Source organism: Alteromonas aquimaris (assembly GCF_026183695.1).
Classification (GTDB): Bacteria; Pseudomonadota; Gammaproteobacteria; order Enterobacterales; family Alteromonadaceae; genus Alteromonas; species Alteromonas aquimaris.
Window position 1 is genome coordinate 824,800 of sequence record NZ_JAPFRD010000011.1, and the last position, 18,418, is coordinate 843,217.

An 18,418-nucleotide genomic window follows, 5' to 3' on the forward strand; every position below is an offset into this window, starting at 1 on the left:
CACAGGCTCGAATCATGGCCATACTAGAACATGCGCAGAAATAATCGTTTTTAATGTTGCACAAATAGCTGTCATTTTTTAGCATTTTACCTCTTTAAAATTACGAAAATGTATCTATATTTTGGGATAAAGGCATGGAATTTGAATCACATTTTTAGGGACGTAAGGGTTAAGATTTAATTTATTTAACTGATGTAATATTGCTTTGAATGGGGAGGGTAAGGTGAATACTTTAGTTACTCAAGGCTATTTAAACCCAGGCTCCCACGGTACCTTTCAAAATTACGTGGGCTACATTCAATCTATTCCCTTTCTCACTGCAGAAGAAGAAAAAGTTCTGTTTAAAAAATATCATGAAGAAAATGATATGCAGGCAGTTAAAGCCATCATTCTTTCCCATTTACGCTTTGTATACACCATAGCCAAAGGGTATAAAGGCTACGGATTACCTCTTGAAGATATGGTGCAAGAGGGCAATATTGGCTTAATGAAATCGGTCAAAAAGTTTGACCTTTCCTTTGAATGTCGTTTAGCAACCTACGCTGTACACTTTATCAAAGCGGAAATTCATGAGTATATTTTAAACAACTGGAAGCTGGTAAAGGTCGCCACTTCAAAAGCAAAGCGAAAACTATTTTTTAATTTACGCAAATTCAAACAATCCTGGAATTGGTTAACCCACGATGAAGCCAGCGCCATCGCGGACGAACTTAATGTGGATAAAGCTACCGTACTAGAAATGGAATCACGGTTACATTCGCAGGATCATTATCTGGGCGTGCAGATCTATGACGAAGACGAAGAAGGGTATTCGCTTAACAAGACAACCGCACTCGCTTTAACCGATCACCGCATGGAGCCGGCACGTCAAAATGAAAGTGATGACTGGTTATCCAAGCAATCCACGCAGCTACATTCTGCCTTACGCCGCCTCGATCAGCGCAGCCAGGAGATCATTCGTCAGCGTTATTTGGTGGATAGTGATCAACAGGCCAAACTGCAAGAATTAGGTGATCACTATGGCATTTCTGCCGAGCGAGTTCGCCAAATAGAAACGCGCGCGCTGCAAAAGTTAAAATCAATGCTAGATACAGAAATAGTGTTCGACGCTTAGAAAAGAAGGCTGGCCAGAGGGATAGATGGGCAAAGAGAGAAGGGGCGCGAGCATTACTTTTTGAGGTTTTACTGCCTCTATAGCCCCATCAATAAATGTATGTGTGGTGGCAAAAAAGGTTTGGGTTATATTGTTCAAAGCCGCTAGAATCAGATGAGATGCTCGCATTAAGTGTACACCTTAATTTCATCACCATTCTAAAACCCTTTTATTTTTTAACAGAAATTAGGGCTAAACTCTTTTGCCAATGTTGATAAACAAAGCAAGCGCAGCGGCCAAAAAAAAACAGTAAGGACGGGTTTATTTTTTAGAGCGGTGAGACCGCTAGCAGGCAAGCAAAAGAAACAAGTAGCAAAAAAGTGTATTGGTCTAACCTCGAGCTATAATAGGGAAATTCAGCCACATCCTGTAGCGCAAAAAAGCGCACCACCTGGTTTATAATGTAAGTAATTGAATAGTGAGAATGTACATGTTTGTATCCGATACAATAGTAGAAGTCCTTTTGCGCGGCACGGTGTTAACTACCCTCGCCATGCTGTGGGTTGTGTTACTGGTGCGGGTCAACGGTTTACGTTCGTTTTCAAAAATGACGAATTTCGACTTTGTGATGACCATAGCCGTGGGATCGCTGCTTGCCAACACTAGTCAGTCCACTTCTTGGGAAAGTTTTTTCCAATCACTCATTGCGTTAGCCAGTCTCTTTTTAGTGCAGTATTGTTCGGCTAGGTTGCGCAAGTCGTCAGATACCGCAGAATCGATTATGCAGAATCAGCCTGTTATATTGATGCTCGATGGAGAAATTCTTTACCCCGCACTGGAGAAGACGCGTGTCGCCGAGAGCGACCTATACGCTAAGCTCAGGGAAGCCAATGTTCTGGATGAAAAAGATGTCAGGGCGGTGGTATTGGAAACTACCGGAGACATTTCAGTCTTGCACGGCAGTACCTGTTCTAAAACGATCTTAAAAGGAACTAAGGTCGTTGGTTAGGTAAGCGAATTTGCATTGAAATTATCACCCATTAAAGTAACCGCTTAAACTGCACGGCACCTTTTTGTTGAGCTGAACCTCTGCTCGTTTCTATCTTCACCTCTGCATGATTGACTACCCCCTTACCGCATTCACAGGGCGACCTTACTGGTGTAAGAAATCGGTTGTTTTCCTGTTGTGGGTATCCCCTTCCAGCTCGCTGAGAGATATAGCAAACTAGGCATTATAGTTATCGTTTCCGCGCCGAACCTTTTTGGCGCGCACACTCCAGACTTATAATTGATCAGGGATATTTTTAATGTCTTCCAGCCACACAGTTGCCTCGGCATCACTTGGCGCACGCCAGTCACCCCGTGGCGATAGTGAACCCCCGGAGCCAACTTTGGGGCCATCAGGAAGGGCAGAGCGCTTAAACTGACTTATTTTGAAAAAGCGATAACAAAATACTTCCAGCCAGTGCTTGATATCCGCCAAGGTGTATTGATTACGATTTTCCGCTGGTACGGTACTAGGCCACTTACCTTCGCTCGCATCATGCCAAGCATGATAGGCTAAAAAGGCGACTTTAGAGGGACGAACGCCAAAGCGGGTTATCCAGTATAGGTTGAAGTCCTGTAACTCGTATGGGCCTACTTTATCTTCGGTTTTTTGAGACGGCTCTTCAGTATCGGATTTACCCGGGACTAATTCAGGTGAAATCTCGGTGTTGACGATATCTGTTAACACATCCCTTGTTGCCTGTGAAAATTCATCTCGCTCTGCAATCCAGCGAATAAGGTGTTGGATCAGGGTTTTTGGTACGCTGCAATTTACATTGTAGTGCGACATATGATCCCCCACACCATAGGTCATCCACCCTAACGCAATTTCTGATAAATCGCCCGTCCCCAATACTAATGCGTGGTTCTGTCCCGCTAATCTGAATAGATGCGATGTACGCTCGCCAGCCTGTACATTTTCGAAATTGACATCAAACACTTCCTTTCCTTCTGCATAGGGATGCTGAATATCCTTAAGCATTTGATCGCACGAGGGCTGAATATCGATTTCTCTGGATGTGACCCCTAAGCTCTCCATCAGGATATGAGCATTGTCCTTAGTTTTTTTGCTCGTCGCGTATGCCGGCATGGTATACGCCAATATATTCGCCCGTGGTAACCCCAATTGGTCCATGGTCTTTGCCGCCACGATTAACGCATGGGTGGAATCTAATCCACCCGATACGCCAATTACCAGCTTTTCAAAGCCTGAAGCTTTGAGGCGTTTGGCCAACCCATGAATTTGGATATTAAACGTTTCGTAACACCGCACATCTAAGTCCTCTGTCTTAGCTGGAACAAAAGGAAAGCGATTCGCCTGCCGCTGCAGGGGGAGGGCGGCGGTGGGGGGATTTAGGGTGAAATCAATCCGGCGTACTTGTGCCACTAAGTCTCGATAGGCAGTGACCGAATCGTGAAAGCTGGTCAATCGCATACGATCCTGGGCAAGGCGTTCAAGATCGACATCGGCAAGGAGTAAATCTGCCTGCGGCGTGAAACGGCCAGATTCAATCAATAATTCATCATTTTCGAAAATCATTCCATGACCGTCCCAGGCCAAGTCAGTAGTCGACTCTCCGGGGCCTGCGGCGGCATAAAGATAAGCGGCAACACAAGCGCCTGACTGGCGTGCACAAAGGTCGCGGCGATAACGCGCTTTATCCACCGTGATGTTGCTCGCAGACAGGTTCGTCAATATTGTCGCCCCAGCGAGTGCGGCATAAGTACTGGGCGGAATGGGTGTCCATAAATCTTCGCAAATTTCGGTGTGAATGCGTAAGTGTTCTACATCGGACGCGTTGAAAATGATATTGGCACCAAACGGCACCTTTTCACCCAACAGCGCAATTTCTTCTAATAAACAATCGCGACCGGAGCAAAACTGCCTTTTTTCATAAAATTCTCTATAGTTTGGCAGAAATGACTTAGGGATAACGCCTAATATACTCCCGTTATGAATAGCCAAGGCGCAATTGTAGAGGGCTCCTTCGATTTTCAAGGGCGCACCCACCAACAAAAATGAGGGGATTTTTTTCGAAGCCGACTTAATCTTATTAATCGCCGCTAAGCAATTGTCCAGCAACGCATCTTGATGAAACAGGTCGCCACAGGAGTAGGCGCTTATACAAAGTTCAGGAAATAAGCAAACCGCTGCATTATTCTTACCTGCCGATTTGGCCAGCGCAATTATCTGGTCACTGTTGTAATCGGGGGCGGCCACTTTAACTTCTGGAATACATACGGCCACCCGTACAAATCCGTGCGAATAAATATTATTAAAGGTTTGATCTTTCTTCACAATAAGCTTTCCAAATCTATTTCATCAGAACAGGGCGTTTTAGCCTTGCAGGTCTGCGTCAGCTGTTTAAGGGCGGTTTGTTTAGTTTCCTCGTCTTTACATACGATCAGGTCAGGAGGAATGATGAGATTAAACCGTCTCATGTACGCGTCCTGGGCGGTAAATTGAACACAAATGTCACCTGTCATCCCCGCTAAGATAAGCGTCTGCGCTTCCAGATGGTGTAATAAAATCTCCAGGGTGGTGCCATAAAACCCAGAGTGACGGGTTTTGATAACAAAATAGTCCTCTTCACCGGGTTTTAAAAGTTTAGCCACCGGCTCACCACGCACATTATCGTGCAAGGTGTGGTCGACTAACTGGCGAAAGTCAGATCGCCACTTACCGAAATTATCATTGACGTAGATGGTGGGAATAGCATTATCGGCCAGACGTTGTTTGAATCGTTTAAGGTTTCGCGCAGCATCCAGGGCTGGCTTGAGCATTCGCTCACCGTCGTCAAATTCTAAATCGTTAATCATGTCGATAATTAACAACACAAGTTTGCTTTTATCTGGAAAATCATCGGGTTTGTTAATTGGTTCTTCCCCCCTGTGCAGACGCCGATTGTTATCGAGGAGCTAACAAACAATTGCGTTTTTCAATGGCCCAAAAGCGTGTGAAATTGGTTATGACGCTTGAAGATAATCGGATCAGTATTGAGTTTGCTCCTGCGCTAATTTATTCACTTGGGGAGCGTATCGTATGGGGAGAATTGACCAATGCGAGTGAAAATTAAATTTTTGATAGATGTAAACATTTTGAAAATCGGCAGCATATGAACAGTTGGCAACCATTAAAACATGACGAGGAATAACACTATGCCCAGCAAAACCACAGTACTGTCAGAACTTTGCCATCTTGATTATGACGCAGTGGCGGCGTACGAAGCGACCTTAGAGAGAATAGAAGATGACACTCTAAAAAGAACGATTGCAGAATTTTGTAAGGATCACCGCGATCACATTACCAAATTGAACGAATTATTGCTTCAAAATGGCGAGAAAGAAGTTAACGGCACTGACCTTAAAAAATTTCTTACCAAGGGAAAAGTGGTGATTGCAGGGCTTATTAACGATAAAGCTATTCTTGAAGCCATGAATATGAACGAAAAAGTGACCGAAGAAGCCTATGAAAAAGCGTTGAAAAACGATGAGTTAACGGTGAGTGAACGGTCAGTGTTAGAAAAGCATTATGCTGATGAAAGACGTCATAAGCAATGGTTCTCAGAGATGGCTGATAAGAAGTAGCGGGTGGGTAAATTACTCGCCCCTAATTTTATAGTACTTTATTCAGGGGACACAGTGCGGGCTTTACTTTATAACATTGCATGGAGCTGTATTTGCTCATCTACGAATGCCATGTTTGATAGTAATGCCCCGTAGTGTGATAGTAAATGCCAGCGCTCCCTGCTGGCATCGTACTTTATTCAATTACAATAAACAGTGAGCCGCCTTGGCGTTCCACTCGCAAAAGAACAGTAGAACGACTCCTTGCCAGCGCTTGATTCAACTCTTTCAAATTTTTCACCCGTTGCTGGTTTACCGAAACAATTAAATCGCCTGGCCTCAAACCACTGTAAGCGGCCGTACTGTTGGGCGCGACGTGAATAACCCGAACCCCGGAATTATCCCCTTCAGCCTGAAGTTGGACCCCACTCAATAACTTATGCTGTGTCTTTGAGGTGACGGAAACCTCGTCAGGAGACTGGACTTTGACGTCAACGTTCAATTCACGCCCGTCACGTAACAGCGCCACTCTAGCTTTCTGACCGATAGCTTTCATCCCTATCTGACTACGCAGGATGCCCGTGGAAGTGGTGGGCTTGCCATCTATCGCAATGATCACATCCCCTGTTCTTAGCCCTGCTCTAAAGGCAGGGGAATCTTCTACTACTTGGGTAATTAACACGCCGGTACGTCCGTTCTCCAATTTGAAGGCTTCACGTAAATTTGGGGTGATATCCTGAATGCCTATACCAATCTGGCCGCGTTTTACCTCCCCGCTATCAACAATCTGTAACATACTGGCATACGCCATGTTAGCGGGTATGGCGAAGCCTATGCCCACATTGCCTCCAGCAGGCGAGATAATGGCGGTATTGATGCCCACCAATTCGCCAGCTAGGTTGACTAATGCGCCGCCTGAATTTCCGGGGTTGATGGAGGCGTCTGTTTGAATAAAGTTTTCATACCCTTCGATGCCTAATCCTGTTCTGCCCAGAGCACTAATGACCCCGGTAGTGACGGTTTGGCCAAGCCCAAAGGGATTGCCGATCGCTACCACAAAGTCCCCCACTTCCATCACATCAGAATCGGCAAACTTGACCGCCTTCAGATTGGACGCCTCTACCTCTAAAATGGCAATATCCAGCTCGCTGTCAACACCCAACACTTCAGCGATAAAATCACGCCCGTCAGAAAGGGAGACCAATACTTCATCCGCTCCCTTTATGACATGATGGTTGGTCATAATATAGCCATGTTCAGCATCTACAATGACCCCTGATCCCGCGCTTTGTTGTCTTTTTAGCGGGCGTTGTTCATAGTATCTGGGATCAGGAAGATTAAAGAAACGGCGAAAAAACGGATCGTTCAGCAATGGATTTTGGGTATATTTTTGTTTTGAATAGGTGGATATATTGACCACAGCCGGATTGACTTCCTTTATCATGGGCGATAGCGAAGGAAAAGGTTTGCCGTCAGGGGTTATATTAGGCAGTGCCGCCAGAGCTGTACTTATTGTTAGAGCATATAAAAAGATGGTGATGAATAGTTGTCTGTTCATGGCTGATCCCTCTTACCGGGTATACAACATGTACCTACCTGAGCTGCAAAAATTGAATAAGAAAGGGGCGAATACCTACATTCGCCCCCGAAGCTTAGTTACGCAACTTTTTCAGCTTTCTCCTTGCCCTTCTCATTTTCCTTGTCCTTATCGGACTTATGTTGAAGGATATTACTACCACCGTTAATCGAGATAGTTCTAGGCTTCATCGCCTCAGGGATTTCCTTGACTAGTTCAATAGTAAGCAAGCCGTTAGATAAGTCGGCACCGGTTACTTCTACGTAGTCTGCCAGGTTAAATTTGCGCTCGAAAGAACGGTTAGCAATACCTTGATATAGATATTTACTTTCGTCTTTAGCCTCCTTATTACCTTTAACTGTGAGGACGCCTTTTTCAACTTGTAACTCAAGGTCGTCCTGAGAGAATCCAGCTACCGCCACGGTAATAGCGTACTTATTTTCATCTAACACTTCGATGTTGTAGGGGGGGTAGCCACCAGAAGTTGAATCGCCGGTCAACGCACTGTTAATTAGCGATGCAAAACGGTCAAATCCCACACTGTTTCGATATAGTGGTGATAAATCAATTGTATTCATGGTTATATCCTCCATTGAAGCAATATAAATAAAAAACAATTAATTTCGAAAGGCTCTGGATAGACATCCTTTCACTGTATTTTTTAGGGTTTGGAAAAAGAGATTTCAAGAGCAAAAAAATAAAATTTTTTTATAATTTTATTACTACCAGGAATAAAAAAGAGCACGTGCTGTTCACGGTGCTCTTTGAGTAATCCATCGCTTCCTCTATTCGTTTTCGCTAGACATCTGTGAAAGATATAGGATGTGCTTGCGTACCGAAATGAGGCTAAGGAATATGCGCAAGTGAAGCTTTAATTTCTTCTGCAGTAGGTTTAAGTTGGGCTTTTCCCTTTTTCTGACGCTGCATACCTAACCAATACATCAAAGAAGAGGTGATAAACAAAGTAGATGAGGTGCCAATCACCACAGCAAACACCATAGGCAACGCGAAGCTTTCCACAGCAGTACCGCCAAGCCATGCCATCGGCAGCAACGCCAGTAAAGTAGTTAGCGATGTAAACACGGTGCGACTGAGGGTGCTGTTAACTGCTTGATTAATGATAACAGACAAAGGTTTACTTGCATCCAGCCGCAGAAGTTCCCGAATACGATCAAGTACCACCACTTTGTCGTTAATGGAATAGCCGATAAGTGCCAATAAGGCGGCCACTGCGGTCAGATTAAACTCTACCCCACTCACGACAAAAAATCCGATGGTTTTGGTTAAATCCAGGATCACTGTCAATAAAGCGGCCATGGCAAAATGGGTCTCGAATCTTATCCATAGATAAACTAGCATTCCAGCGCCCGCAATCAGCAAGGCGAGAATAGACAACTCGGTAAAACCATCGCTGACTTTGGGCCCCACCATGTCGACTTTTAAAAATGTAACTTCATTATCTGTCAGTGAAATAACTTGTTTCAGCTGTTCAATTTGTGCAGCGTTATTATGTTTGGCTCCTTGCGCAGCATTATCAGCACTAATAGGAGCGCGCAACAGATAACGATGTTGATCGCCGTATTCCTGAATCGCTATATGACTAAAACCCTCGTCTTGGGTGACCTGTCTAAGTTCGTCGATGGACAAGTTGGGGGCTGTGACTTCGATTATTGTGCCGCCGGTAAAGTCGACGCCGTACTCTAATCCCGGCTTGATAAACAGCGCGATGGATACCACTGTGAGCACCACTGAAATAAAAAATGCGATCTTACGTTTTGCTATAAAGTTGAAACCAACGAGCTTGTCACTGAGTCGTAGCAAAGGCGAGGTAAAATCTAATGGCGTGTATTCGCGTGCGGACACCTGTTTAGCCTTGGCGACCTTAAGCATTATCATTTTGGTAAGCGCCACGGCGGTAAATACCGATGACACGATCCCAAGTGCAATGGTAATGGCGAAGCCTTTAACCGGCCCGCTACCAAACATAAACAGTAAGCTTACCGCAATCAGAGTGGTAAAGTTAGAATCGACAATGGTGGCTAACGCTTTGGCAAAACCGACTTCAATAGCACTGACGGGCGGCCGGCCTTTTTTGCTTTCTTCGCGAATACGTTCATTTACAAGGATATTGGCATCGACGGCCATCCCCATGGTTAGAATTAATCCTGCTATACCGGGTAAGGTTAGGGTGGCATCAAATAGGGTCAGCGCTCCAAACAATAGCGCCATATTGATACACAGCGCAAAACTGGCAATGGCCCCCCATCTACCATAAATAGCTACCATACACATTAATACCAGAACCGCGCCCGCCACACCACTTTGGATACCTGCTTGAATAGCGTCACCGCCTAAATCGGGCCCAACTGTGCGTTCTTCAATAATGGAAAGTGGGATTGGCAAGGCACCGGTGCGCAGCATCAATGCGGTATTACTCGCTTCAGGCAATGTGAAATTACCCGTGATCTCACCGCGGCCCCCAGGAATTGTGCTATTAATAACGGGGGCTGTAATCACCTTATCGTCTAGCACAATGGCTAATACCCGGCCGATGTTGTCGCGAGTCATGGCGGCAAACTGCTTGGCGCCAGCACTATCCAGTCTAAAGGTGACCACGGGCTGGCCGGTTTCACTACTTAGTTCGCCCGCCGCATCGGTAATATGTTCACCTTTTAAAGCGACTTTTTGTTCAAGACGGTAAAGGTTGCCAGCTTCGTCTATTCTGGTCATCGACGGGCCTGAGCGACTGTCAGCCTGCCAATGGAAAGTCATCTGCGCAGTAGTTCCCAACAAACGTTTTACAGACGCAGGATCAGACACGCCAGGCATCTGCACTAAAATAGCCTCTTTCCCCTGCAAGGTGACGGTGGGCTCCGTCAGTCCGGTTTCGTTTAGTCGTTTACGAACAATCTCTACACTTCTTCCCAGCGCATCCTTAAGCAATTGTTTAGTGTATTGCTCGTCCAATGTCAGCGTCACTGTGTGCTGCTTTATCTTGACATCAAGTGCACTGCCACCAGAGGGCTGCGCAGAGACAGAGAAGGCGGCTGCGGCGATCTTTCTGGCATCTATTTCATCGCGGAATGTAAACACCCGCTGGTGCTCGCCATCCTTGTTATTCACTATGTGGCTGTCGGAATAGCGGATATTTTGGGCGCGCAATTCGCTGAATAAGTCGGCTGCCAAACTGTCTAATTGTTTAGCAAGGAGTTCGTGAGTGTCGGCGGCCAGCAAAAGATGGGAGCCGCCTTGTAAATCTAACCCTAACAATAAGGTATTGGAGGTATACCAGTCAGGTAGCTGTTGTTTCAGCGATTGAGGCAAAATATTGGGAGCAGCGCTAAACAGCCCCAGTAATACAATGAGTACGTATACAAAACCACGCAATGAAAATCGCGCCATTTTTTTAATTCCTAAACAAAGAAGGGGTAAGGCGAAAATATGCACCTGCACATTGACACCGATTAATTGTGCTTAGGGCAGAAGAATGGGTGGGCCGCGAGGGATAGGACGATAGTGTTTTTGTATATGGCCGTGGAGCAATGCCTCCAACGCGAGTGTTGAAACCACGGTAGTCGCTTGTACTAAAGCCCACGGAGGTATTAGATCGGGTGTATCGGCCTGTTCAATCCCATCCAGCGTGGTGCCCGTCCAACGAAGGGAGTGACTTTTACTTGTGTAGTTATACTGGACTACCGGAGAAGATTTAGAAAATGCTGGCTGCTCAGACACATTATCAGTGGCAAAACTGGCATTCATAATAAGACACGAGAACACCCACGCCATAAATACTGGCATAAAACACGACATTTTCTCACGCAAATTCATCGGGTTCACAGTAGTCATTCTATCATCAGGCCAGGTGCAGGACAGAAGTGATCTCATAGGGGGCGACACTACAAATATGATGCTGAAACGGTAAAATAACAAGCGCCTGAGCAAGAATATTTTTTATTGATTTGGTTTAGCTTTTGGGTACAAAAAATAAAGTACATCCAGCCATATATAGAGCTGTGTAAAGGGCTTTTAAAAGCTTACAGAAAAGGTGATGGCAGCGTTGCGTTCTCTGAGATGGTAACGAGTCCGAACGCTTTATACTTGTTCGCTATCTCATGTAGCTGTTCCGTCTGGTTAATCGACTTCAAGCCGGCTAACCTTATAGCCAGTTGTGAATTAGAAGTAGATAGCTTCATTTTCAATATTTTGGTTGGCAAATAGACTGTTCAATATGAACAGAAAAGGACAAAACATGAGAGCAATGATTGTTGAGCAGTACGGTGATAACGGTGAATTTGTGCAGGCCGACGTGCCCAAACCAGAGGTAACTGCTAACCACATATTGGTGCGTATTGCAGCCTCGAGTGTGAACCCAGTGGATACCAAGATTCGAGCAAATGGTGCTAGCCTGCCTTTTGCGCCAAAGCTTCCGGCGATATTGGGCATGGACTTTGCCGGCACAGTGGAAGCCGTAGGCGAAGGAGTAACAGAGTTTAGCGTGGGCGATGCAGTCTACGGTTGCGCCGGTGGCCTGGGTGATTTGCAAGGCACGCTCGCAGAATTCATTAATGCGGATGTGCGTCTGGTGGCAAAAAAGCCAGCCAATTTAAGTATGCGCGAAGCGGCCGCACTACCGTTAGTAAGTATCACCGCATACGAAGGCTTAACGCGCGCAGGCATGACCGCAGGGCAAAAGGTGCTGGTACATGGCGGCAGTGGCGGTGTCGGCCATATCGCATTACAGCTCGCGAAAGCATGGGGGGCAGAAGTGTATGCCAGCGCAGGCAGCCAGGAAAAACTCGACCTGATCCGCGAACTGGGTGCTTCCCCAATAAACTATAAAACCGAGTCGGTATCGGATTACGTGGATGCCCACACCGATGGAAAAGGGTTTGACGTGGTATTTGACTCGGTAGGCAGTGAAAACATTGCACCATCGCTGGAGGCGGCAACGCTCAATGGTCAAATTGCTACCACAGTGTCAACGGTCGAAGTCGACCTGTCTCAAGCACATCTGAAGGGCTTATCCCTCCATGTGGTATTTATGCTGATCCCCATGATCCACAATGTGGGCCGAGAAGCCCACGCCATCATCCTAGAAGAAGTAGCTAAACTCGCTGAAAGCGGCAAGCTCAAGCCCGTGCTGGATGAAAACCGCTATTCATTGGCTGAAGTGGGCAAGGCGCATTCACGTTTGTTAAGTGGCGAAGGTATGGGTAAGGTGGTGATTGATAATGAGTAATTGAAAACCCAGTTGTCTTTGAAAGGTGACTCGATAGCATTACCGCAAGATATGTATTACTTGGTTGAGAAAAGGCTGACTCAGCTTAAATCTAGTCATGAATATTCTAACATTTACTCCTATCTACGAGGTGAGGAACAGGTCATCGAACACACTTTGATGGACATTGGGTTGTATTGCATCAAAACAGAGAAGCGACGATGAACTATGTTATAAAAAATGGGGAGTTTTTTAGGTACTTTACTTGTAGACGAATACTACATTATTCTGACTTTTTTCAGCTCTCATGGCTTAAAAAAACAACGAGCAGTCCACCAATAATTTATCATCAAACCATTCAAAAGTGGATAAGACAAGGTCAAAATTGGAGAGCTAAATAACCTAATGTTCTCCTCATTATAGGGCCATTAAACCCCAATAGTGGAGGGTAGTAAATTTAAAAAAATTTCGTAAAAAAGGAAGTGGTGGCCCCACCCTGACTTGAACAGGGGACCTGCCGATTCTGGGCTTCCACCGCTTTCGCGGAGGCATGGACTATATCATCACCTTCGACTTATTTCGTTAAGGTGCCGGGCGCTAATAGTGTATTACACAGCAGGAACGTGCTGAACCACTTAGTCTCTGAACCTTCTCCTCACGCCTGAAGAGCTTGGCTGCTGATTGGCTTACGATCACTCGCTTAGCTTTCCAGCAATTCACCCGGTTTTCCATCAAACATTTCTGCTTGTGGTCACAATTTCAGTTTATGAGTCGGATGCTCTAACCAACTGAGCTATGGGGCCTTCCTTTTTTGATTTACTTGCGCGGCTGCACAACTTTATGTAAATCGGGCGGTATTATATGGGCATTTTTTTAAGATGTCATTACTTCTATTGACTCAAACGTTTTAACTGGCTGCTTTTTAACCCAATAGCTAAAAATGAGAAGTTATTTATGAGGCAAGTGCCAGTATCCAGTTGAATAATCTTAGTGAAGAAAGCTGATATTGTTGCGAGTCACAGGTACAGCGTGCAATCAATCTTGTGAAAAAAATTGCATAACGTGCTTTAAAATTTGCTGACATTTCAACAAAAAAGACTGGATATGCTTCGATAAATCCGAAAACCACGGCAAAATAATCCTGCGCGTCTGGTATCGTTAAAAGGTCATAATTCGTAGATATCTCTGGCCCACGAAACGAGGTGCCGGCAAAATAATTTCTATTAAAACCGGAAATTTCCGATAACCACGCTTTTCAAAATTTTCCTGATAATCCTTCCCGAATTTAAAATTATTAGGAAATATACAGATGAAAAAGAACACAATTACTATCGCATTAGCACTTACCACTACCACCACTTTTGCTACAGATTTACAACCTAATGGTGCGCGCTTTGCTGCGCAAGGCAGTACCATGGTCAGCGCTGCCAAAGACAGCTTCGCGGTGATGGTTAATCCCGCCAATTTGCTAACACATTCTGACTCAGAGTGGGTAGGCGAGGCTGCATTAAACTTCATTCAGCGGGATAGCAGTTCGGCTGTTGAACAAGACCCAATTAATATGCTTGGTGGGTTCGTTGCGAAAGGCAACTTGATGGCAGGATTGGTCTACAGTGGAACCGCTGGTTCTGAAAGTGCACCTTACGATCCTGCCAATCAGCTGGGGTTAGAAACTTCACAAAGCGCTATCGCAATAGCTTATGGAAATGAACTTAAAGAGGGAGATGTATTCACCTATGGTGCAGGAGTCGTACTTAATATAATTGACCTGAAGCCTTCGCAAAGCCCTGCATTCTTTGGCTCAGGTTACACCGCTTCATTAAAAGCTGGGTTAAATCAGGATATATCCCTTGCGCAGCAGGCAATATTGTTTTCGGTTGATTTCGGTGCTGCGTACAGTAATGAAATCGAACCAGATGACGTCAAACAACCCGAGTTCACACTAAGGCCGGAGATTATCCGTTATGGTATTACTACTCATATTACGCACCTAAACAGTTCGTTAAGTTGGGATTTAGCGCTAACCGCTGAACGGGTATCTATTACACAGACAAAGGACACTATTTTTCCTATCTATTCGGCCGGTTCTGAAACTCGGCTGGGGAGTGAGCTGTTATTGATCAATCCAATGTCACTCTCGGGCGATTTTGCACTCAGGGCAGGGATGCGTTATTTCGATGAAGAACAAACCCGTGAATTATTCAGCGGTGGATTAGGCTGGACTTCTGGTAGCTGGTCGTTGGATTTCTCAGCCGCAGAAGACGCGTTTACGGAAAACGCAATGATATACAACGCCTCTGTTACTTATTTGTTTTAATCGGAGGTAAGAATGATAAGAGCCATTTGTTTTGTTTTACTATTCGCTTATCTGCCAGCATCAAGCGCCTCCTCGGGTGACGAGAAGGCGCTTGCGCTGTATTTAAACGCTGAGGAAGCTTTTAATAGTGGAAATTTAGTCGAGGCAAGAGAATTTGCCACAGCAGCAATCGAGTTAAAGCAAACAGATGGTATTGCGCAAATTAATGTACGTAAAACATTTAAAATTAATCGGGTTGGTCGTCAACGTCACACCACCGAGCAGGTTGTTTTTGATAAAGAAGAATATTATCCAAATAAGTTACTTTCAGAGATCGAGCGCACACGTATTCAACGCGTCGCAAGAGCGCAACTATTAGAAAAAAGAAGTGCTCCACCAAAGCTCGCGCTTACCTATTCGCATATTGTTGATGAAGATAACGACAATACCTTGTCTGGGCTAGAAAAAGTTCGTTTAACATTTGAGCTTACCAATGTCGGGCAAGGTGTGGCTGAAGATGTCACAACGGTAATCAGCCTTCCAGGAATCGAAATCGAGCAAAAAGAACTAACGATGCGTATCGGTGAACTGTTGCCGGGCCAACGCACCCAATTTACTCACAAAATGCAGTTGCCTCAAAAGGTGTCATCGCGTTTTCAGGCATTTTTTGTATCCGCTTCTGAAAAAGATGGGTTAGGAGAGCTTGATAACGTACGCATTCCTGTAAACGCACAAAATTGGTTGGCCCCCGTTTTAAAAACCCAACTACTCGCAGAGCACAGCGATCCCTTACAACCACAAAGGCCATCTGTATTGCGTTACAGGGTTACCAACGTTGGAAAGGGAACGGCCAGAGATGTCAATCTGTCACTCAATTTCGGTAACGTACAAAGCTTCCATATATTGGATGATATCGACCTGAAATCTATCAGCCAGTTAAAAGTGGGGGAAAGCCGAGATATCACCTTCAAAGTGCAAGCTGAAAAAGATATTTTTAGCCAACTTGAATCACTACTTTTTTTGGATTACGCCACCAGAGGCATTGCGCGCTCAAGTATTCCGTTAGAGCTTACCGACAAATCGCTCACATCGTCATCATCGGCATTAACTCAATGGCTGGCGAAACGTGCTTCTCGAAAAACAAAGCGTGCAAAATTACAAAACAGAGCAGAAGCCGCTGTGCTTACTACTATGCAAAAACCAGCCACAGGGCGGCTCAATAATACATTGATAGCCAGTCAAATATTTACTGACGCAATGGGTGTCAGTGAAACAAACGTGCAGCAAAGAACGATCACCGGCAAATCTCAATGGTATGCCTATTTTACTCAGGAACTCACAAACAGGCTTGTCAACAAGGGCAGCGAACAGTTTTATTTGCATTTGAGTGTGGAAAAGGTAGTTAACACAAAAAACCGTATTCATTTGCAAATGCGGAATAGCACCGGCAGTGAGTACCAAATTCCACTGACCGACCTTTACGCGCATCTGGCGCAATTGCCGGTAGCAAATGTGGTGTTGTTCCTTGAAGCGCCATTTTTACAGTCTGAGGCAAGTCCTGTCTTGATCATACAAACATTTCCGATGCCACCGCCAAAAGTGCGCGTGTTTGCATCTGCTATGAAAGGGAGCGACGCTCTTGCTGATAGCTTTACTGGCGCAGGTCTTTTTACCGCAATGATTTTGGAAGGGTTGCAAGGTGAGGCCGATCAAAACAATGACGCGGTCACAACAACTGAAGAACTTCACCAATGGCTGTCAAATAGCATCCCCTATGCGACATCACTTAATAATCAGCAAGCGCAATACCCAGTTTATTCTGGAAGCCATGCCCTGCTAAACACATTTGATAAATAGGAAAATAATTAATGAAATATCTGTTCGCTGCAACCATCAGCATGTTTGTTATTTATGGTCAATCTGCAAGGGCCGAGGATTGTGCAAAAAGCCCTTATACACCTGCAGCAGGGCAGGTGATGGTTTCTGCGTTTGCAAAAACAGAAGCGGAGTCCGTTGAACTAGCAAGAATGAATTTAAGTGCGCAAATCGCAGATAGCCATGTCACAGCGCAATATATTTCTACGCAAACTAATGATGCGCTACAACTATATGATTCAGCAGCCATCGCTTACCAAAAAACGCTGGTAAAGCAACGGCTCTCAATTCACTCAACGGTTTGTCGTGGTGGCGTTAAAACGTGGGCGATTTACGATACGCGAAGCGCTTCCAGCAAGATTGCCAATTACCTTGCTGCCACAAAGCAGCGCTTAAGCATACCCCATTATCTTGGCGGACTTGCCAGCATCGCCCTCCCAGCGCACTACGCGCAATCAAGTCCAGTGTTAAGTGCTAATGCCGATGCGTTACTTGTACAAATTAACCATGAGCAATTCGTTCTGAGTGAAACAGATGTAGCGGAAATTGTTACCCCACCCGAACTTAATGGGTTAGGTATTACGGCCCGACATACGGCAAAGCCCTTTATTTTGAAACAATTAACGACGCTACATTCTACTGATATCGATGCATTTTATTGCACCGACACCGGACGATGTTTTCTTCTTTATTCAGGCGCCATTAATGCAGACAAGCCACTTGAGGTTGCAAAAGCACGGTTTGATCAACCAACCCGAGGGCACATTGTTATGGTTACAAGAGATACATTAGCCGATGCTAGTACCAACACTCCCTATCAGCTTTATATCGCGCTTCTGCGCCAAAGCGAAAGCATACCAGAACAAATATCCTGGCTACCAATAAACAGTTAATAACTTCACGAATGATTTTTCAAATTAGCGGAAATTTCCGTAAAGCATCAAATTCAATTTTTCCTGCATCATAAGCACGTAAACTAATTAAAGGAAAAATATTGATGAAAAATACAAATACTAAATTAACCATTGCAGCAGTTGTCACCACATTTTTAGGCGCGGGGTGTGCGAGTAACCCTGAAATTGTCACTAAGTTTGAACCCGGGAGCTGCCGCTTCGACCAAGGGCAAGAGCAAGCGCCAGATTGGTACTGTGCACCAGACAGGTTATTCGATCAGGACTTCGTGTATAAACGAGGGGTAGGCGATGGCACCATTCAAGATCTAAATCTACGCTACACTGCCGCCATACAAAACGCGCGCGTGTCGCTGGCGCGATCAGTCAATCAACACGTTCTGGATGATTTTAACCAGCGTGCAGAGTCGGTAATAACAGACGGTAACCGGCGGGAAAAAATAGCAACCGAAGTGGTGTCAAACATCAAGACTGACATCGATTTGCCGCCAACTGAAAAAGAAGCGGAGGTATACGATGCGAAGGGAAATCTGCATGTATTAATGCGCGTAAACGCAGGCGAATTGAACGAGCGCATGGAAGAAAAGCGCAAACAACTTATGCAACATTTCTACGCCAAGCTTGAAGCTATGGAAAAACAACCAGCGAACAATACCGCTGAACACGATAAGGAGCCGGTGACGATGCTTGAAATGCTAGACCAGTCAATCGCTAAATAACAAGTTTATAAACGGTAGCTACGGATAGCTAGCCGGTTCATAGAAAAGGATTTCGCTCTCACCCTAAGTTAAAACCATATTGACTAAGTAGCGTAAAGCCGTATGCTTTGCTGCTC

The 18,418-nt window shown here is 45.1% G+C and carries 15 protein-coding genes; 9 read left to right on the forward strand and 6 right to left on the reverse strand.

The features are described 5' to 3' along the window. Positions 1 to 223: 223 nt before the first annotated feature. Both rpoH and OPS25_RS13800 read left to right on the forward strand, forming a co-directional pair. Positions 224 to 1,114, forward strand: a complete 891-nt coding sequence (gene rpoH / locus OPS25_RS13795; protein WP_265618362.1) for an RNA polymerase sigma factor RpoH — start codon at positions 224 to 226, stop codon at positions 1,112 to 1,114. A 469-nt stretch (positions 1,115 to 1,583) separates the two neighbouring features. Next, complete coding sequence (locus OPS25_RS13800) at positions 1,584 to 2,102, forward strand: DUF421 domain-containing protein (protein ID WP_265618363.1); 519 nt, start codon at positions 1,584 to 1,586, stop codon at positions 2,100 to 2,102. A 273-nt stretch (positions 2,103 to 2,375) separates the two neighbouring features. Here the strand turns inward: OPS25_RS13800 and OPS25_RS13805 are convergent, their stop codons facing one another. Beyond that, positions 2,376 to 4,439 (reverse strand): NAD(+) synthase, encoded by a 2,064-nt coding sequence (locus OPS25_RS13805; protein ID WP_265618364.1) that lies wholly within the window; start codon positions 4,437 to 4,439, stop codon positions 2,376 to 2,378. Continuing rightward, the gene (locus OPS25_RS13810) at positions 4,436 to 4,978 is read right to left on the reverse strand and encodes a cysteine hydrolase family protein (RefSeq protein ID WP_265618365.1); all 543 of its coding nucleotides are present in this window, start codon (positions 4,976 to 4,978) and stop codon (positions 4,436 to 4,438) included. The genes OPS25_RS13805 and OPS25_RS13810 overlap by 4 nt, the downstream gene beginning before the upstream one ends. Before the next feature lie 92 nt (positions 4,979 to 5,070). On the opposite strand from OPS25_RS13810, the gene OPS25_RS13815 reads away from it, so the two are divergent. Next, entirely contained in the window at positions 5,071 to 5,217 is a 147-nt protein-coding gene (locus OPS25_RS13815; RefSeq protein ID WP_265618367.1) for a hypothetical protein, read from the forward strand. An 82-nt stretch (positions 5,218 to 5,299) separates the two neighbouring features. Further along, positions 5,300 to 5,728 (forward strand): DUF2383 domain-containing protein, encoded by a 429-nt coding sequence (locus OPS25_RS13820; RefSeq protein ID WP_265618368.1) that lies wholly within the window; start codon positions 5,300 to 5,302, stop codon positions 5,726 to 5,728. A gap of 175 nt (positions 5,729 to 5,903) precedes the next feature. On the opposite strand, the gene OPS25_RS13825 is transcribed toward OPS25_RS13820, so the two are convergent. The 4 genes from OPS25_RS13825 to OPS25_RS13840 form a co-directional block, all read right to left on the reverse strand. Continuing rightward, complete coding sequence (locus OPS25_RS13825; RefSeq protein ID WP_265618369.1) at positions 5,904 to 7,265, reverse strand: DegQ family serine endoprotease; 1,362 nt, start codon at positions 7,263 to 7,265, stop codon at positions 5,904 to 5,906. 98 nt (positions 7,266 to 7,363) lie between these two features. Beyond that, positions 7,364 to 7,861: an Hsp20 family protein gene (locus OPS25_RS13830; protein ID WP_265618370.1), complete on the reverse strand. Its 498-nt coding sequence runs from the start codon at positions 7,859 to 7,861 to the stop codon at positions 7,364 to 7,366. A gap of 268 nt (positions 7,862 to 8,129) precedes the next feature. Beyond that, a complete protein-coding gene (secD, locus tag OPS25_RS13835; protein WP_265618372.1) occupies positions 8,130 to 10,685 on the reverse strand; it encodes a protein translocase subunit SecD in 2,556 nt (851 codons plus the stop codon). 72 nt (positions 10,686 to 10,757) lie between these two features. Beyond that, positions 10,758 to 11,168: a hypothetical protein gene (locus tag OPS25_RS13840; RefSeq protein WP_265618373.1), complete on the reverse strand. Its 411-nt coding sequence runs from the start codon at positions 11,166 to 11,168 to the stop codon at positions 10,758 to 10,760. A gap of 364 nt (positions 11,169 to 11,532) precedes the next feature. Between OPS25_RS13840 and OPS25_RS13845 the strand changes: the two genes are divergently transcribed. From OPS25_RS13845 to OPS25_RS13865, 5 genes are all read left to right on the forward strand, one after another. Further along, the gene (locus tag OPS25_RS13845; RefSeq protein ID WP_265618375.1) at positions 11,533 to 12,522 is read left to right on the forward strand and encodes a zinc-dependent alcohol dehydrogenase family protein; all 990 of its coding nucleotides are present in this window, start codon (positions 11,533 to 11,535) and stop codon (positions 12,520 to 12,522) included. A 1,288-nt stretch (positions 12,523 to 13,810) separates the two neighbouring features. Beyond that, positions 13,811 to 14,818 (forward strand): hypothetical protein, encoded by a 1,008-nt coding sequence (locus OPS25_RS13850; protein ID WP_265618376.1) that lies wholly within the window; start codon positions 13,811 to 13,813, stop codon positions 14,816 to 14,818. A gap of 12 nt (positions 14,819 to 14,830) precedes the next feature. Continuing rightward, complete coding sequence (locus tag OPS25_RS13855; protein ID WP_265618377.1) at positions 14,831 to 16,654, forward strand: COG1361 family protein; 1,824 nt, start codon at positions 14,831 to 14,833, stop codon at positions 16,652 to 16,654. An 11-nt stretch (positions 16,655 to 16,665) separates the two neighbouring features. After that, on the forward strand, positions 16,666 to 17,565 hold the full coding sequence (locus OPS25_RS13860) for a hypothetical protein (RefSeq protein WP_265618378.1): 900 nt from the start codon (positions 16,666 to 16,668) through the stop codon (positions 17,563 to 17,565). Positions 17,566 to 17,669: 104 nt separating this feature from the next. Next, entirely contained in the window at positions 17,670 to 18,302 is a 633-nt protein-coding gene (locus OPS25_RS13865; RefSeq protein WP_265618379.1) for a hypothetical protein, read from the forward strand. The last annotated feature ends 116 nt before the right edge of the window (positions 18,303 to 18,418 follow it).

Coding starts and splice junctions, on each gene's coding strand:
- secD (WP_265618372.1), bottom strand. CDS start 10,685: ATGGCGCGATTTTCATTGCGTGGTTTTGTATACGTACTCATTGTATTA.
- OPS25_RS13845 (WP_265618375.1), top strand. CDS start 11,533: ATGAGAGCAATGATTGTTGAGCAGTACGGTGATAACGGTGAATTTGTG.
- OPS25_RS13840 (WP_265618373.1), bottom strand. CDS start 11,168: ATGAGATCACTTCTGTCCTGCACCTGGCCTGATGATAGAATGACTACT.
- OPS25_RS13830 (WP_265618370.1), bottom strand. CDS start 7,861: ATGAATACAATTGATTTATCACCACTATATCGAAACAGTGTGGGATTT.
- OPS25_RS13800 (WP_265618363.1), top strand. CDS start 1,584: ATGTTTGTATCCGATACAATAGTAGAAGTCCTTTTGCGCGGCACGGTG.
- OPS25_RS13825 (WP_265618369.1), bottom strand. CDS start 7,265: ATGAACAGACAACTATTCATCACCATCTTTTTATATGCTCTAACAATA.
- OPS25_RS13850 (WP_265618376.1), top strand. CDS start 13,811: ATGAAAAAGAACACAATTACTATCGCATTAGCACTTACCACTACCACC.
- OPS25_RS13820 (WP_265618368.1), top strand. CDS start 5,300: ATGCCCAGCAAAACCACAGTACTGTCAGAACTTTGCCATCTTGATTAT.
- OPS25_RS13865 (WP_265618379.1), top strand. CDS start 17,670: ATGAAAAATACAAATACTAAATTAACCATTGCAGCAGTTGTCACCACA.
- OPS25_RS13860 (WP_265618378.1), top strand. CDS start 16,666: ATGAAATATCTGTTCGCTGCAACCATCAGCATGTTTGTTATTTATGGT.
- OPS25_RS13855 (WP_265618377.1), top strand. CDS start 14,831: ATGATAAGAGCCATTTGTTTTGTTTTACTATTCGCTTATCTGCCAGCA.